The organism is Arthrobacter sp. Y3221048, assembly GCF_059092685.1.
Window position 1 is genome coordinate 153505 of the sequence record NZ_JBNHHX010000002.1, and the last position, 15584, is coordinate 169088.

At 69.6% G+C, this 15584-nt stretch carries 18 protein-coding genes and 1 pseudogene; 9 read left to right on the top strand and 10 right to left on the bottom strand.

Annotated elements, in window-relative coordinates; genetic code table 11:
* Nucleotides 1-101: 101 nt before the first annotated feature.
* From AC5RVS_RS05325 to AC5RVS_RS05360, 8 genes and pseudogenes are all read right to left on the bottom strand, one after another.
* Nucleotides 102-643: pseudogene (locus AC5RVS_RS05325) on the bottom strand (AMIN-like domain-containing (lipo)protein).
* 402 nt (nucleotides 644-1045) lie between these two features.
* Nucleotides 1046-1342 (bottom strand): acylphosphatase, encoded by a 297-nt coding sequence (locus AC5RVS_RS05330; RefSeq protein WP_494107423.1) that lies wholly within the window; start codon nucleotides 1340-1342, stop codon nucleotides 1046-1048.
* Between the two features lie 52 nt (nucleotides 1343-1394).
* On the bottom strand, nucleotides 1395-1835 hold the full coding sequence (locus AC5RVS_RS05335; protein ID WP_494107424.1) for a VOC family protein: 441 nt from the start codon (nucleotides 1833-1835) through the stop codon (nucleotides 1395-1397).
* A 142-nt stretch (nucleotides 1836-1977) separates the two neighbouring features.
* Nucleotides 1978-2226 (bottom strand): hypothetical protein, encoded by a 249-nt coding sequence (locus AC5RVS_RS05340; RefSeq protein WP_493989698.1) that lies wholly within the window; start codon nucleotides 2224-2226, stop codon nucleotides 1978-1980.
* A gap of 428 nt (nucleotides 2227-2654) precedes the next feature.
* Complete coding sequence (locus AC5RVS_RS05345) at nucleotides 2655-3026, bottom strand: glyoxalase superfamily protein (protein WP_493989697.1); 372 nt, start codon at nucleotides 3024-3026, stop codon at nucleotides 2655-2657.
* Nucleotides 3027-3084: 58 nt separating this feature from the next.
* On the bottom strand, nucleotides 3085-3294 hold the full coding sequence (locus tag AC5RVS_RS05350) for a hypothetical protein (RefSeq protein ID WP_494107425.1): 210 nt from the start codon (nucleotides 3292-3294) through the stop codon (nucleotides 3085-3087).
* Between the two features lie 130 nt (nucleotides 3295-3424).
* A complete protein-coding gene (locus tag AC5RVS_RS05355; RefSeq protein WP_494107426.1) occupies nucleotides 3425-3877 on the bottom strand; it encodes a septum formation family protein in 453 nt (150 codons plus the stop codon).
* Nucleotides 3878-4270: 393 nt separating this feature from the next.
* The gene (locus AC5RVS_RS05360) at nucleotides 4271-5512 is read right to left on the bottom strand and encodes a pyridoxal phosphate-dependent aminotransferase (protein WP_493989696.1); all 1242 of its coding nucleotides are present in this window, start codon (nucleotides 5510-5512) and stop codon (nucleotides 4271-4273) included.
* A gap of 160 nt (nucleotides 5513-5672) precedes the next feature.
* On the opposite strand from AC5RVS_RS05360, the gene AC5RVS_RS05365 reads away from it, so the two are divergent.
* Nucleotides 5673-6071 (top strand): RidA family protein, encoded by a 399-nt coding sequence (locus AC5RVS_RS05365; RefSeq protein ID WP_494107427.1) that lies wholly within the window; start codon nucleotides 5673-5675, stop codon nucleotides 6069-6071.
* A gap of 82 nt (nucleotides 6072-6153) precedes the next feature.
* On the opposite strand, the gene AC5RVS_RS05370 is transcribed toward AC5RVS_RS05365, so the two are convergent.
* Entirely contained in the window at nucleotides 6154-6624 is a 471-nt protein-coding gene (locus tag AC5RVS_RS05370; protein ID WP_494107428.1) for a carboxymuconolactone decarboxylase family protein, read from the bottom strand.
* A gap of 81 nt (nucleotides 6625-6705) precedes the next feature.
* Here AC5RVS_RS05370 and AC5RVS_RS05375 point away from each other — a divergent pair, with 81 nt between their 5' ends.
* Both AC5RVS_RS05375 and AC5RVS_RS05380 read left to right on the top strand, forming a co-directional pair.
* Nucleotides 6706-7446, top strand: coding sequence for a DUF427 domain-containing protein (locus AC5RVS_RS05375; RefSeq protein ID WP_493989693.1), 741 nt, complete (start codon nucleotides 6706-6708; stop codon nucleotides 7444-7446).
* 184 nt (nucleotides 7447-7630) lie between these two features.
* Nucleotides 7631-8407, top strand: coding sequence for a sigma-70 family RNA polymerase sigma factor (locus tag AC5RVS_RS05380; RefSeq protein WP_493989692.1), 777 nt, complete (start codon nucleotides 7631-7633; stop codon nucleotides 8405-8407).
* Here the strand turns inward: AC5RVS_RS05380 and AC5RVS_RS05385 are convergent.
* Entirely contained in the window at nucleotides 8340-9356 is a 1017-nt protein-coding gene (locus AC5RVS_RS05385; protein ID WP_494107429.1) for a glycosyltransferase family 9 protein, read from the bottom strand. The two genes, AC5RVS_RS05380 and AC5RVS_RS05385, sit on opposite strands and share 68 nt — an antisense overlap.
* A 153-nt stretch (nucleotides 9357-9509) precedes the next feature.
* Between AC5RVS_RS05385 and AC5RVS_RS05390 the strand changes: the two genes are divergently transcribed.
* The 6 genes from AC5RVS_RS05390 to AC5RVS_RS05415 all read left to right on the top strand — a co-directional run bounded on the left by AC5RVS_RS05390 (nucleotide 9510) and on the right by AC5RVS_RS05415 (nucleotide 15510).
* Complete coding sequence (locus AC5RVS_RS05390) at nucleotides 9510-10049, top strand: D-glycero-alpha-D-manno-heptose-1,7-bisphosphate 7-phosphatase (protein WP_493989690.1); 540 nt, start codon at nucleotides 9510-9512, stop codon at nucleotides 10047-10049.
* Nucleotides 10046-11113: a glycosyltransferase family 9 protein gene (locus tag AC5RVS_RS05395; protein WP_493989689.1), complete on the top strand. Its 1068-nt coding sequence runs from the start codon at nucleotides 10046-10048 to the stop codon at nucleotides 11111-11113. The genes AC5RVS_RS05390 and AC5RVS_RS05395 overlap by 4 nt, the downstream gene beginning before the upstream one ends.
* Nucleotides 11110-12114 (top strand): glycosyltransferase, encoded by a 1005-nt coding sequence (locus AC5RVS_RS05400; RefSeq protein WP_494107430.1) that lies wholly within the window; start codon nucleotides 11110-11112, stop codon nucleotides 12112-12114. Before AC5RVS_RS05395 ends, AC5RVS_RS05400 begins: the two co-directional genes overlap by 4 nt.
* The gene (locus AC5RVS_RS05405; protein ID WP_493989687.1) at nucleotides 12111-13373 is read left to right on the top strand and encodes a glycosyltransferase; all 1263 of its coding nucleotides are present in this window, start codon (nucleotides 12111-12113) and stop codon (nucleotides 13371-13373) included. Before AC5RVS_RS05400 ends, AC5RVS_RS05405 begins: the two co-directional genes overlap by 4 nt.
* 125 nt (nucleotides 13374-13498) lie before the next feature.
* Nucleotides 13499-14152, top strand: coding sequence for a D-sedoheptulose-7-phosphate isomerase (locus tag AC5RVS_RS05410; RefSeq protein WP_494107860.1), 654 nt, complete (start codon nucleotides 13499-13501; stop codon nucleotides 14150-14152).
* The gene (locus AC5RVS_RS05415) at nucleotides 14149-15510 is read left to right on the top strand and encodes a PfkB family carbohydrate kinase (protein ID WP_494107431.1); all 1362 of its coding nucleotides are present in this window, start codon (nucleotides 14149-14151) and stop codon (nucleotides 15508-15510) included. Before AC5RVS_RS05410 ends, AC5RVS_RS05415 begins: the two co-directional genes overlap by 4 nt.
* Nucleotides 15511-15584 lie beyond the last annotated feature (74 nt).

The window sequence follows — 15584 nt, forward strand, 5'->3', positions numbered from 1 at the left end:
GGCGGTGCCCGCCCGAGGTGCGTGAATGCACCGAACGGGGGCACCGCCGTCGTCAGCGGAAGGCCGGGGCCGGACACCGGCCTGCCTGTAGCGCTTCAGGGCTACCAGCGGTGGGCCACGTCAATCACCAACCGGGACATGCTGCCCGGGCCATCCAGGGTGAAGACCCGGAACGGCAAGCGGGCGCGGACGCCGAGGCCGATGGTGGTGTACCCCTCGAAACTGCCGCCCCAGGAGAGCTGGCGGAACGTGGTGTAGCCGGTGACGTTAACCAGTTCCCTCGGGTTGGCTGGCCGGTAGGTGGCGTGCCCGTTGGAGTCATACGCCGGAGCTTTCACGACCACCGCCAGATCGGCGCCGCCGCGCAAGGGGATCGCATGGCCGGAGCCTTGGGCCCGCACCGTCCCGTACCTCACCGAGTAGCCGGCCACATCGCCGCGAAGGTCAACGACCATGGGTCGAAGCAGGCGTGCCGGCCGGTGCGGACGTTCGTTATGGGGGCGGTGGTGGTCCCCGGCGCCGACTCCGGCGTTGAGCCCCAGGTAATGCCGCAGTAGGGCGCTGCCGTGGCGGGGCCGGGCGCCACCAGTCCCAGACCGAGAACCAGCAGGATTACGGACAGCCATGTGGGGAGCTTGCGCATGGCACACCGCCTTTCATGGGGGTGACAGATGCACTCAGAATAGGGGCGTTTTCCGCGAAGGGACCCGGCACCTTCGGGATAACGCCAAAACCGTTAAGGCCCGCGGCCCCGGCATGCATTTCTTGATCCTTCGGTAACCGGAAACGCGCTCCGCCCGTGATCAAAGACCGTGATGAGGAAGTGTTACGTGATCTCGTAACATAAATCACATCGCTGATATTTAATGGGCGGCCAGTGGCATAATTCCAGCATTAGCCGGTTCGGACCCCCACTTTTTTGCCCGGGCCGGCGAACCCCCAAGAGCCGGTCCCGCGTGAACATGCCGCGGGGCCGGCTCGACTTAAACGTCACACCACGACCAGCGGCGGAAGATCCCCGGCACGCCTCCGGGCCGGTGGGAATTCAGCCCACTTCAAAGCCGGTGAAGCCGCCCGTCGGCGGGGCGTACGTCGCTTCGACCGCGTCCACCCGCCCCGGCGCCGCGCCGGACTCAAACGCAGCCGCGAACTGCCTCACTGCATCCACGGGGCCCTCTGCCACCACACCTACGGTGCCGTCTGCCTGGTTCACGGCCGAGCCCACCAGTCCCAGGCGTTCGGCGCGTTCCCGTGCCCAGTACCGGAAGCCCACTCCCTGGACACGGCCGCTCACCGTCGCGATCAGGCGGACGTTCCCGGTGGGTTCCTGTTGTTGGTGCATGCTTCGCTCCTGTTCGGGACCCCCGTCCGGCGTACGACGGCGCTGCCTCGCCTCACGCGGTGCCGGAACCGTAGGGGCGTGTTATGGCTTCCAGGAAGTGGCCGTTCGGGTCAGTGAAGTAGACGCCGCGGCCGCCGTCGTTGCGGTTGATTTGTTGGGGCCGGCTGCGGCCAGGGTCCGCCCAGTAGTCGATTCCGGCCGACCCTATGCGGGTGAGGATCCCGTCGAAGTCGTCCTCGGTGACCAGGAAGGCGTAATGCTGGGGCTGAACCTTCCCGCCTGCGTCCGCGTAGTCGAGTGCCACACCGCCCTCCAGCAGGACCGTCATGAAGTGCCCGAACATCGGCTGCGGCGGATCGAGGCCGAAGATCTCCGCGAAGAATTCCGCCGACGCTTTCTTGTCTGCGGCGTAGACGATGGTGTGGTTGAACGAGACGGCCATGGCTGCTCCGAAGGCGGTGGCCGGGGCGGTGGCCGGCCGGAATGCTGGCACCCATTCAACTCCGCCCGGGCCGCCGGGACAAGCGCGTGAACCCGGAAGGGTCAGGTTAACGAAGCAACGGACGACGCCGGCGCTGTGGTGAGTGCCGAAGCCGTCCGCTCCGTGGGCGGAGCTGTGCCGCCCCGTGGTGGTGTCAGCTCTTCTGTGGCAGCCGCCAGACGGTGCAGTCCTGCGTGCTGATGGCGCGGCGTGAGCCGTCCGCGTCATCGCGGATCCACACCAGGCCGACGCCGGGGGCGGTGCGGTCCACGCGGCCCCGGTACTGGACGGCGTTGTCCATGCGGGCCTCGACCGAATCGCCGCGGCGCAGATGCCCGAGATTGCGGATCCGGGTGGGGGTGGAATTGACCAGCGGGGACTGACCGGGTGCGGATGGTGTCATGCGTGACCTCCTGTGTCGTGACGGTAAGGGCGTGCTGTACCCGGCGGACCAGCCGTGCGGCTGACCCTGCCGTGGCAAAGTTCGGGGACTGCTTGGCAGGCGAAAAGGCGTCGGCTCATGCCGGGTGCCGGTGAGCGCTAACAGTAAGGGCGGGCATCGATCCGGCAGGGCGCGGGAAAGAGCGTCTCCGCTGAGCTCCTGCTGCAAACTCGGTGGTCCCTCAGCTGTCCGTTGGCAGTCTCAGTTTATGGAACACGCCCCGCGGGCCGGTTTATTCCGGGAGGAAGAAAAGTTTCTCCGGCCTTCCGTCGACGGCGCGGGCGCAACCAGGCTCCGGCCACGGCAGATGAAGGACGACCTCACACCGCGGCGGGGCGGTACGGCCCGCCTGGAAGCCTGGTCGCGGGGTGAGTGTGCGAACGGCACGTTCAGTTCGTGGGCGGCATCTGCTGCAGCGCCCAGGTGTTGCCGTCCGGGTCGCTGAAGTAGACGAAATTCCCCCACGGCTGTACGTCCACGGCGCTCGCCGCGACGTCGCGGCTGAGCAGTTCTTCCCGGGCCGCTTCGGCATCGGCAACGACCATCTGCAGCCCCTGCTGCGAGCCGGGCGCCATCTCCGTGATGCCCTCGCCGATCACGATGGAACAGGCCGAGCCGGGCGGCGTGAGCTGCACGAAGCGCAGGCCTTGGCTTACCTGGTGGTCGTGGTCGGCGTTGAAGCCGACCTGCTCCACGTAAAACTTCTTGGCCCGGTCGACGTCGGTGACCGGCACGGCCACTAGCTCGAGTTTCATTTCCATGACGGACACGCTAGCGCCGGCAGGGCACTCGGCGGTAGGGATCGGCGTGGGACTGCGGTCAGGCACTGTCCGCAACCAGATGGAGCCGGTACCCCTCGGACTTTTCGAACAGACGGCGTGGTTGTAAGCCACTGTTGGCCAGCCAGACGATGTCCGCATCAAGTGTCACCGCATCGACTCTTCCGGTGCGCAGCAGCGTTCCGTCCCTGTACACCTCCACCAGCGTGCCGGGAACGAGGTCCCAGTTTTCGAGCGGGGTCTCAGGCATGGTGGTGCTCCTCGGATCGAGTTATCGGCCGCGCATCTCTCCTCCACCATCCGGGCGGGCGAGGGCGGCCACAAGGGATCCAGCCGCATGTTCACGATGAATTCACGCACCTGGCAGCCGGCGAGGCCGGCTAATTCCCGAAATAGCCGCGCTCCAACAGGGAGCCGGGGTAGTACAGGCAAGCGGAGGTGCGCTCACCGGAATCCCAGTCCGCTTGCGTGGGGAACAAGATCCGGTGGGTACCGTCCGGAATCAACCGCGCTTCGAGAAACTGCAAAATCACGTCGCCGCACAGTGGCCCGGCCTGGCGTTCCAGCGCTGACTGACCCGGAAACAGTTCGCCGGCGTGTGTGACGGTCCCGAAAATCTCGCCTTCATGCGGCTCCTGGCAGGGCACCTGAAACAACGCGGTGGTCGTAGGGCCGGAGGAATACTCCCAATCGAAAAACACGCAGTCGCCGACGGACGCCTCACCCAAGGCCGAGGGCCCGACACCGGAAGACCATTGGGTCGCCAGGAAGTCGTCGATGTAGGCCTTCGTGCCCTCTGGATCTTCTGCTCCGACAGTTTCCGCGGGTGTCACGGTCGGGCGGCCCGGCCGGGGAGAGGCCAGCCGGATGGAGCTGTGGGATGTACCGCCCGCCGAACCGGCGGTGTGCCCGCCGTCGGAGGCTGCCGCGGTCGGACTCGCCGTCCCTGCCGCTGCGGCTCCTGCCTCCGCCGCCGGTTCCGAGCAACCCGTGAGCAGCAGCGCGCACAGCGCAATAAGGGCGGCCGTCGGCCTGGTCTGCATGTTCCCCCGATGCCCGGCACTACAGCCGCCCGACCGGCGGCTGAAATTGTCAGCAGCCTAGCAGGCAAGTGCCGTCGGTCCGGGGCACGCTCTGCTCACAGGTCCACGCGCTGGACGCGGCCGACCGGGCGCGGCTTAGGCCGCGCCCGGCATGCTTGCTTCACCCGGCGGGCCGGGCCGGCTCTAGACGGCGGCAGCGGCGTCGGCCGTCTTCTTCCGGTGGATGGCCAGGAAGGAAGAAATTCTGCGCACCGCCTCTTCGATATCCTCCACCGACGGCAGGATCACGAACCGGAAGTGGTCCGGCGTGGGCCAGTGGAAGGCAGTGCCGTGCGAGACCAGGATTTTCTCCTCCTCGAGCAGGTCCAGCACAAACTTCTCGTCGTCCTCGAAGGGGTAGACCGCAGGATCGAGCTTGGGGAACAGGTACATCGCCCCGGCCGCGGGGACACAACTGACCCCCGGAATCTGGTTGAGCAGCCGGCAGGCCAGGTCGCGCTGTTCGTGCAGCCGGCCCCCGGGCTTCACCAGGTCGCCGATGGACTGGTAGCCACCCAAGGACGTCTGGATGGCGTGCTGCGCCGGGACGTTCGAGCACAGCCGGAGCGAGGCCAGCAGCTCCAGTGATTCGCGGTAGGCCGCGGTCTCCGCGCGCGGCCCGCTGATGGCCACCCAGCCGGCGCGGTAGCCGGGCATCCGGTACGCCTTGGACAGCCCGCTGAAGGTCAGCACCGGCAGGTCGGGGGCCACGGAGGCGGTGTGGATGTGGACGGCGTCGTCGTAGGTGATCTTCTCGTAAATTTCGTCGGAGAACAGCACCAGATCGTGCTTGCGCGCCAGGGCCGCGAACTGTTCCAGCACGTGCCGCGGGTACACGGCGCCGGTGGGATTGTTGGGGTTGATCAGCACGATCGCCCGCGTCCGGTCGGTGATTTTGGCTTCGACGTCCGCCATGTCCGGCCACCAGTGGTTGTCCTCATCGCAGAGGTAGTGCACGGCCTTGCCGCCGGAGAGCGTGACCGAAGCCGTCCACAGGGGGTAGTCGGGCGCGGGGATCAGCACCTCGTCGCCGTTTTCCAAGAACGCCTGCAGCGTCATGGAGATCAGCTCGGACACCCCGTTGCCGATGAAGATGTCCTCCACGCCGATCTGCATCAGGCCCTTGGTCTGGTAGTACTGCGAAATGGCCGTGCGGGCGGAGAAGATTCCCTTCGAATCGCTGTAGCCCTGGGCGTCGCGCAGGTGGTGGATCATGTCCACCACAATCGACTCCGGCGCCTCCAGCCCGAACGGCGCCGGGTCGCCGAGGTTCATCCGCAGGATGCGGTGGCCCTCCGCCTCCATCTTCTTGGCGGCGTGCAAAATAGGGCCGCGAAGTTCGTATCGGACGTTCTGAAGTTTGCTGGAATGTTGCATCGGACGCATGCCCCATTTTTTCACACAGTGCATCGGGCGTTCATGTGGGCTTCACCACTGCGCGGGTCTGGTGCCCGCTGCTGCAACCGCCTACCGTGGTTACGCTCCCGCACGGGCGCCGCACGCGGTGCCCGTCCAGCGCACCGGAACCGGAAGATGGAGGAAAGCCATGACCCTCACGCACATTAATCCGGCGGGCATGTTCCGCAGTCCGGCCTTTTCCCAGGGCGTGCTCGTGGACGGCCCCGGCCGGCTGCTGATCGTCGGTGGCCAGAACGGGATCAACGCGGACGGCGAGTTGGTCAGCGATGATCTTGCCGGCCAGACCAAACAGGCGATGCGCAACGTGCTGGCGGTCCTCGAGGAGGCCGGTGCAACGCAGCAGGACGTGGCCAAGCTGAACATCTACCTCGCCGCCGGGCAGGACGCGAACGAGGGGTACGCCGCGGCCGCGGAGGTGTGGGGCCGGGTGCCGACGGCGATCACCGTCCTGCAAGTGGGCTCTGTTCGGCCAGGCGTGCTGGTCGAGATCGACGCGCTCGCCCAGGTCCCGCCGCGGCCTGAGTAGCCACTGCCCTCGTGCGGCGCCAGGCCGCGCCGCCGTCGTGAGCCGCGCAGCGCGGTGTGCCGGCGTGTGCCGCCGGGGCTGGCTACTGCGGCCGGACCGGATGCTTGCTGACGATGGAGACGCGGTTGAAAGCGTTCATTGCGACGGTGATCCAGCTGACCGCGGAGAACTCGTCGTCGGTAAGTTCCTCGCGGGCTGCGGAGTAGGCGCGCTCCTGGCTGTGGTGGTCCGGCAGTTCGGTCAGTGCCTCGGCCAAGGCCAGCGCGGCGCGTTCCTTGTCGGTGAAGACCTCGGTGTCCCGCCAGGACGGAAGCACGGAGAGGCGTTGCGCGGTCTCGCCTTCGTCCAAGGCAAGCCGGGTGTGCATGTTCAGGCAGTAGGCGCAGCCGTTGATCTGCGAGATGCGCAGGTTCAGCAGTTCCACCAGTTTCCGGTCCAGGCCGGCTGCCTCGGCGGCGTCGGCGACCTTGAGCGCGACCCCGTTCAAGGCGCGGTGGGCCGCCGGTGTCTGCTTGTCGATGTAAAACCTGCCCGGACGTTCCTCGGTGCTCACTCAAAGCCTCCTTGTTGCTGGCGGTGACCTCCATTCTGACAGCACTGCCCGCGGCGGCACGATCGGAGTAGCGTGTGCCACATGGAATTTGAAAGGCCCTTCACGGAACCGACCGCGCGGCGCATCCGGGTGCGGCTGGGCGGGAGCCTGGTGGCGGACAGCACCCGGGCCAGGCTGCTGGTCCAGTACGACACCGGCAGCCTGCCCACCTACTACGTGCCGCGGGAGGACGTGGCGGAAGGCGCGTTGTCCAATCCGCGCACCGGGCGCGCGGGGCAGCAGGTGTGGGACGTGGCCATCGGCAGCAAGAGGGCCGAAGCCGGGGCGTGGGAGCATCCCGATCCGTCGGGCGAACTGGCCGCCCTGGCCGGGCAAGTGACGTTCTCGTGGCGCCAGTTGGAATGGTACGAGGAAGACGAACGCGCGCTGGTACACGCCCGCGATCCCTACAAGCGGGTGGACACGCTGCGCAGTTCGCGCCGGGTCCAGGTCTATCTTGAGGGCGAGAAAATAGCTGACAGCATCCGGCCGCTGATGCTCTTTGAGACCCACCTGCCCGTCCGCTACTACCTGCCCGCCGACGACGTGCGCACTGACCTTTTGGAAGGCAGCGACGCGGTGACCAGCTGCCCGTACAAAGGCCAGGCCAGGTACTGGTCGGTTCGCGTCGGTGAGAACATCGTTCACGATGTGGTGTGGAGCTATCCGGAGCCGATCCCGGAAAACCCCAAGATCCGCGACCTTTTCTGCTTCTACAACGAAAAGGTGGACCTGGTGGTCGACGGCCAGGCGCAGGAGAAGCCGGACACGCCCTGGTCCTGATCCGCTGACGAACGCCTGAGCGGCCACCGGCCTGCTTCTGCTGCTTATACCTTCTTCTCCGCGGAGAAGAAAAGACTTTTGCGCATTTTTTCGGCGGCGACCTGTTGCGTAATCAGCATGCTTATGGTCTCTTGGGGGAGAAGCGGTTCTGGTCGCGCACTTCCCAACAGAGGGTGGGCTTCTGATGCAACACAACGAGAAAGACATACAGGTTTTATTCCGCAAGGCGAGACGCGCCAGGGGATCCCTGCGCGCCGCCCTGGAAGAGGAGCTGGTGCTGGGGCACCTGGGCATTGCGGAGGGGATAGCCCGCAACTATTCCGGCCCCGGCAGGGAGCTCGATGACCTAAACCAGGTTGCGCGGCTGGGGCTGCTCAAGGCGGTCCGCGGCTTTGACCCCGACCACGGCGCGGACTTCCGCGCCTACGCAGCCCCCACGGTCCACGGCGAACTGAAGCGCTATCTGCGGGACAGCTCGTGGATGATCCGCCCGCCGCGCCACCTCCAGGACCTGCGGACGGCGGCGATCAAAATGACGTCCGAACTCGCCCAGCGGCTGGGCCGCGAACCCGGGCTGCAGGAGCTGGCCGACGCGCTCGCCGAAAGCCCGGAAACGGTTGCCGAAGCCCTCAACTGCCACGGCAGCCTGCGGCCGGAGTCACTGGAGGGGACCCCCGAGGGACAGGGCCTGGCCGAAACGCTGGCTGCCTCCGACGGCGGGACCGAACGGACCGAGGAACTGTTGATGCTTCGGGGCGCCATCCGCGAGCTGGAGCCGCAGGAACGGCAGCTGCTCTTCTACCGCTACTTCCAGGAGGAGTCCCAGCGCCGCATCGGGGAACGTATCGGCATGACCCAGATGCAAGTGTCCCGCGCGCTTGCCAGGATCCTGGTCAAGCTCCAGCACCGGGTGCTGGGGGAACGGCAGGCCCCGGCCCGGCAGCGGATGCGGACGGCGTAGCTACCGGCAATTGCGCGACGGCGGCCAGGACGTCGTCCGGGCTGACGGCCAGCAGGGCGGGGTCCGGGTCCGCAGAGAACGTGTCGCCCACCCGCAGGCTCTCGTCGGTCAGGACCGTATGGGGTCCGGGCGGCGGACCCCAGACGCTGACAGGTGCCGGCCCGAAAATGACCACCGACGGCCGGGCATAGGCCGCGGCCAGGTGGGCGGCGCCGGTATCGGCGGAAATCACGACGGCGGCCTCGGCGATCGCCGCGGCAAACTCCGCCAGTGGGAGGGTTCCGGCGACCACGGTGTCCGGACCCAGCCCGGCCAATTCGGCCACCGCCTCTGCCCGAGGCCGTTCCGCCGTGCTGCCGGTGAACAGGATGCGGTGTCCCTGGGCTGCCAGTTCCCGAGCGACCGCGGCAAAGCGCTCGGCGGGCCACAGCCGGCTGCCGTAGGCGGCACCGACATGAAGCACCGCCGCTCCCGGGCAGGGGCTCTGGACGGCGGGTTTGTCCAGCCGGTAGTCGAGCGGATCCGCGTCGATACCGTGCCACTGCAGCAGCCGGGCCCAGCGCTCGCGTTCGTGCACGCCTTCCGGCCATTGGGGGCCGTCCCATCCGTGGGCCTGGTGGCCGATGCGCACCGCGGGCTGCAGGGCTTCCAGCCGGCCGCGGCTCTCCGGCCCGTTGCCGTGCAGGTTCACGGCGATCTCCACCCGGCCGGGAGCCAGTGCCAGCGGGACATCGAGTCCATGGGTGGCCAGCAGGTCGTCCACCGAGCCGGTAAGTCCGAGGATGGGCCGCAGCCAGGCTTGGGCGGCGTAGATGATCCGGTGTTCGGGGTAGGCCGCGCGCAGTGCCCGCAACGCCGGAACCGCGACCAAAAGATCGCCCAGCTTGAGCGCCCGGAGTACCAGCAATTCCGGGCGTCCGTCCCGTTCAAGTCCTTCAGGTTCTGCCACTTCACCCGTCCTTCCTTCCGGCTGTGCCCATCCTCCCAGATGCCCGCACCTCACGCTTCCAGCGGCAGCGGTTGCCGCGGCGGGAAGTGTGCGACACAAAAGTAGTAGCAGGAGAAGTGTTTAGGTCGCAGCCGTGCTGGGAACAGTGCTGGTATGAGCACAACTGCCGCATGCCCGCCGCGGGCCATCCTGTTCGACCGGGACGGCACGCTGGTCACGGACGTGCCCTACAACCCGGACCCCGCGAAAGTCCGGCCGGTGGCCGGCGCCCGGGCGGCCGTCGATGCGGTCCGCACCGCCGGGTTGCCGTGCGGGGTGCTCACCAACCAGTCAGGCATCGGCCGCGGCCTGCTGAGCCGGGAACAGGTCGACGCCGTCAACCTGCGGGTGGAAGAGCTGCTGGGACCGTTTGACGTCTGGGAGATCTGCCCGCACAACCCGGACGACGGATGCCCCTGCCGGAAACCGCAGCCCGGCATGATCCTGGCGGCCTGCCGCCGGCTCGGGCTCGATCCCGCGGAGGTGGCCTACGTCGGGGACATTGGGGCCGATGTCGAGGCCGCTGCCGCCGCCGGCGCCACCGGCGTCCTGGTACCGACCCCGGTGACCCGGCGCGAAGAGGTCGAGGCCGCCGCCGTGGTTGCCGAAGACCTCGCCGCCGCGGTGTCGCTGCTGCTGGAGGGCCGGCGGTGAGCCGTGTGTTGGTGGCGCGGCTGGACAGCGTCGGAGACGTACTGCTGGCGGGTCCGGCGGTGCGGGCAGTCGCGGCAGGCCACGGTGGCAGTCCCCGCGACGTCATGATGCTGTGCGGCCCGCAGGGCAAAGCCGCCGCGGAATTGCTGCCCGGCGTCGCGGGCGTTTTCAGCTGGGCCAGCCCGTGGATCGTCGACCCCGCGCCGCCGGCAACCCGGGAACATGTCGCCGCGCTGGCGGACTGGGTGCGGGCCTCGGAGATCTCCGAGGCCGTCATCCTCACGTCCTTCCACCAATCGCCGTTGCCGCTGGCACTGCTGCTGCGGTTGGCCGGCGTCGGCCGCATCACCGGCGCTTCCGTCGATTACGCCGGGTCGCTGCTGGATCAGCGGCTCCGGCCCGGCGAGGACTTCCCGGAGGACCAGCCGGAGGCCGAACGGGCGCTGCAGATCGCCGCTGCCGCCGGGTACCGGCTTCCAGCCGCCGACGACGGCCGGCTGCAGGTGCGCGGTATTCCGGATACCTCGGACCTGACCGGCGGCGAGCCTTACATCGTCGTTCACCCCGGCGCCTCCGTTCCGGCGCGGGCGTGGCCGCCGCTGCACCACGCCGCCGCCGTCGAACTGCTGATCGGCGCCGGCTACCGCGTGGTGGTCACCGGCGGCCCGCAGGAACAGGAGCTGACGGCGACCGTCGCCGTCCCCGGCGCGCTGGACCTGGGCGGGAAGACCGACCTGCGGAACCTGGCGGGGGTCCTGGCCGGCGCGTCCGCCGTCGTGACCGGAAATACCGGGCCGGCCCACCTGGCGGCGGCCGTGGGCACCCCGGTGGTGTCCCTGTTCGCGCCGGTGGTTCCGGCGGTCCGCTGGGCACCGTACAAGGTACCGCTGGAGCTGCTCGGCGACCAGAATGCGCCCTGCCGGCTCAGCCGGGCACGCACCTGCCCGGTTCCCGGACATCCCTGCCTGGCCCAGGTGGCACCCGAAGAAGTGCTCGAGGCTGTACAGCGGCTGACCCGCGGCGTGACGTACCTGTCCGCCCGGAGAAAGACGAGGAACGCATGAAGATCCTGCTTTGGCATGTCCACGGCGGCTGGACCGACGCTTTTGTGCGCGGCCGCCACGAATACCTGCTGCCCGCCACCGCCGAGGGCGGGCCGTGGGGCCTGGGCCGCGCCGGTCGCGACTGGCCGTCCTCGGTCCGGGACGTGCACCCGGACCGGCTGCGAGACGAAGCCCCCGACGTCGTGGTCCTGCAGCGGCCTGAGGAGATCGAGGAATGCGAGCGGCTGCTCGGCCGCCGGCCGGGACGGGACATCCCGGCGGTGTTCCTGGAGCACAACACTCCCAAGGGGGACGTGCCCAACTCGCTGCACCCGCTGGCCGACCAGCAGGACATGACCGTCGTGCATGTCACCCACTTCAACCGGTTGTTCTGGGACTGCGGAACGGCGCGGACCACGGTGATCGAACACGGCATCGTGGATCCCGGCCCGCTCTACACCGGGGAACTGGAACGCCAGGGCGTGGTGGTCAACGAGCCGGTCCGCCGCTGGCGCGTGACCGGAACGGATCTGCTGCCGGCCTTCGCCGAGGCAGGACCGCTGGAAGTCTTCGGCATGGGCGCCGACCAGCTGGGCGCCGCCGCCGGGCTGGGCCCGGACCGGCTGCGGGTGCGCGGCGACCTGCCCGGCCCGCTGCTGCACGCGGAACTGGCCCGTTGCCGCCTCTATCTGCACCCGCTGCGCTGGACCTCGCTGGGCCTGGCGCTGCTGGAAGCCATGCATCTGGGCATGCCGGTTCTGGTGCTGGCCAGCACGGAAGCGGCCCGGGCCGTGCCGCCGGAAGCCGGCGCCATCTCAACGGATGTGGACCAGCTGCGCCGCGAGGCGGCCCGGCTGCTGCGGGACCCGGAGGAGGCCGCAGCCCGCGGCGCCGTGGCGCGCGAGGCGGCACTGCGGAACTACGGGCTGCAGGCCTTCCTGGACAACTGGGACGCCCTGCTGGCAGAGACCACGACGCGCACCGGACGGGCCATTGCCGCCAACGAGAGGAGAGAGCCGTGAGGATATCGATGGTTTCCGAACACGCCAGCCCGCTGGCCGCGCTGGGTGGTGTGGACGCCGGCGGCCAGAACGTGCACGTGGCGGCCCTCTCCGCCGCACTGGCCCGGCGCGGGCACAGCGTGCGCGTCTACACCCGCCGCGATGACCCGATGCTTCCCGCCCGCGTGACCATGCGGCCGGGAGTGGAAGTGGTCCACCTCAACGCCGGACCGCCCGAGCCGGTCGCCAAGGATGAACTGCTGCCCTTCATGGGCCAGTTGGCCGACGGGATCAGCGCGGACTGGGCGGACACACCGCCGGATCTGGTGCACGCGCACTTCTGGATGTCAGGGGTGGCGGCCCTCGACGCCGCCCGCCGCCCGGGGAGCCCGCCGGTGCCGGTGCTGCAGACATTCCACGCGCTCGGCACCGTGAAACGGCGGCACCAGGGCGCGCAGGACACCAGCCCGGCCGAGCGGGCCTGGCTGGAACCGTCCGTCGGCCGCAGCGTGGACCGCGTCATCGCGACGTGTTCGGACGAAGTGTTCGAGTTGGCGGCCATGGACATCCCGCGCGGCAATATCTCCATTGCCCCCTGCGGCGTGGACCTGGGACTCTTCAAGGCCGACGGCGAGGCCGAGCCGCGCGGCCGCGCCCACCGCATCGTCGCGCTGGGCCGGTTGGTTCCGCGCAAGGGCATCGACCTGGCCGTGCAGGCCCTGCGGTTGCTCAAGGACCAGGGACTGGACGACGTCGAACTGATCGTGGTCGGCGGCGCCTCCGGTGCCACCGGGCTGGCGTCCGATCCGGAAGCGCAACGGCTGCGCGGCCTCGCCCGCGGGCTCGGCGTGGAAGACCAGCTGGTGCTGCGCGGCCAGCTGCCGCGGGAAGAAATCCCGGCGGTGCTGCGCAGCGCCGACGTCGTCGTCTGCGCGCCGTGGTACGAACCGTTCGGGATTGTCCCGCTGGAAGCGATGGCCTGCGGCGTCCCGGTGGTCGCGGCCTCGGTCGGCGGGCTGATCGATACCGTGGTGGACCGCAAGACCGGCCTGCACGTACCGCCGCGCGATCCGGCGGCGGTGGCCGAAGCGGTGGCCGAGCTGCTGGCGAATCCCCAGCTGCGCCGCGAGCTCGGCCGCGCCGGCCAGCAGCGCGTGCGGAACCGCTACTCCTGGGACCGGGTGGCCGCCGACACCGAGAAGGCCTATCACCTGGCGGTCAGCAGGGGCTCGGGCGCGGTCGCCGCCGGCGTCCGGCAGCTGGAAGGGGAGGCACTGTGAAGCGCCCGACCGGCATCGCCAAGACGGCAGCACGGACCACGGCGCTGGCCGCGGCCGCCCCCGCCGCCCCTGCCCGCACGGAGGCTTACGTGCGGCCGCCCGGGCCGGGGCCCGCGGGACCCGCCCTGGTTCCGGTGCCGGCGACCGGCCCGAAGCAGACCGGGACCGAAGCGGTGGACGCGGTCCTGGCGCACCTGCAGGCGGTGGCGCCGGCGGTGGAGTCGCTGCGCGCCCAGGCCGGCCAGCTGGCCGGTTGGGGAACCGAGCTGGCCCGGCGCCTGATGGGCGGCGCACGCCTGCTGGCGGCCGGCAACGGCGGCTCCGCGGCGGAAGCCCAGCACCTCACCGCCGAACTGGTGGGCCGGTTCGACGGCGAACGCCGGGCCTTCTCCGCCATCTCGCTGCATGCGGAGACATCGGCGGTCACGGCCATCTCCAACGACTACGGCTTCGACCAGCTGTTTGCCCGGCAGGTCCTGGGCCACGGCCGGGCCGGCGACGTGCTGCTCCTGCTGACTACCAGCGGCAAGAGCGGGAACCTGCTGCGTGCGGCCGAAGCTGCCCGCAGCATCGGCGTGACCTGTTGGGCGCTGACCGGCCAGGCACCGAACCCGCTGACCCTGCTGTGCGACGACTACGTAGCCGTGGAGGCTGCACCGGCCAATGTGCAGGAAGGCCACCTCATGGCGCTCCACGCCCTCTGCCGGGCCTTCGACGCCGAGGTGGCACGCCTTGAGGCAGGCACCGCCGGCGGGCGCGGGCAGGGAGGCCGGCCATGAGGATCGTAGTGGTGGGCGACGTACTGCTCGATGCCGATGTGGAGGGTGCGGCAACCCGGCTGAGTCCGGACGGACCGGTGCCGGTGGTTGATGCCGCCGAAACGACCTACCGCGCCGGGGGAGCCGGGCTCGTGGCCCGGATGTTGGCCCGCGACGGCCGGGACGTTCTCCTGGTCACGGCGCTGTCCGACGACGGCGCTTCCTCCCGGCTGCACGACGCCTTGGACGGCGTCCGCGTGGTCGCCGGACCATCCGGCGCCCCAACGCCGGTGAAAACCCGGATCCGGGCCGGCGGGCAGTCGGTGGTCAGGGTGGACGAAGGCTGCGCCCCGGCACCTGTGCCGGTACCGACACCGGACATGCTCGACGCGCTCGGGACGGCCGACGCCATCATCGTGGCGGACTACGGCCGCGGCTTGGCGGCCGCACCCGCGCTGCGCGACGCCCTGGCCTCGCTGGTGCACCGGATCCCCGTGGTGTGGGATCCGCACCCGGCAGGCCCGGCCCCGGTCGAGGGCGTGGCCGCCGCAACGCCGAACCTGCCCGAAGCCCTGCGCATCGCCGGCCAGCGGGACAACGGCACCCGGGAAGCGGCACTGGCCGCGGCGGAACTGCGTTCACGGTGGAACAGCAGCGCCGTCGTCGTCACGCTCGGCGCGGAAGGAGCCCTGATCCAGTCGGACGGCGACCTGCCGCAGGCCGTTCCAGCCCCGACGCTGGAGCCGGCCGACACCTGCGGCGCGGGGGACCGGTTCGCCGCCTCCCTGGCGGTGGCGCTGGCCTCCGGGCAGCCGCTGACCGCCGCGGTGGAAGAGGCCGTCGGACAGGCGGCGGCTTTCCTCGCCGCGGGCGGGGTGGCATCGCTTCGGCGGGAAACCGCCCCGGTCCCGCTGCGCGGGCCGGGGGTAGACGCCATGCGCGTTGCCGCGCAGACCCGCGAAGCCGGTGGCACGGTGGTAGCCACCGGAGGCTGCTTCGACTTGCTGCACGCCGGCCACGCCAGGACCCTGGCCGCCGCCCGGAAGCTGGGCGACTGCCTGATCGTCTGCCTTAACTCGGACGATTCGGTCCGCCGCCTCAAAGGCGAAGAGCGTCCGATCATGAACCAGGAGGACCGGACCGAGCTGCTGCTGGCGCTGGAGTGCGTGGATGCGGTGCTGGTCTTCGACGAGGCCACCCCCGAAGCGGCGCTGGAACGGCTGCGCCCGGACATCTGGGTCAAGGGCGGCGACTACACCGCGGACCAACTGCCCGAAGCGCGGCTGCTGCAGTCCTGGGGCGGGCAAACCGTCACCGTGCCCTACTACCCGGCGCGTTCCACTACCGGCCTGGCCGCCGCCCTGGCGAAAGTCGGCTGAAACGCGACCCTGCTCCGCGCACCCGGCGGGCGGGCCGGACCAAAGAACCATCCCCGAACCTGAGGAGGAAAAAC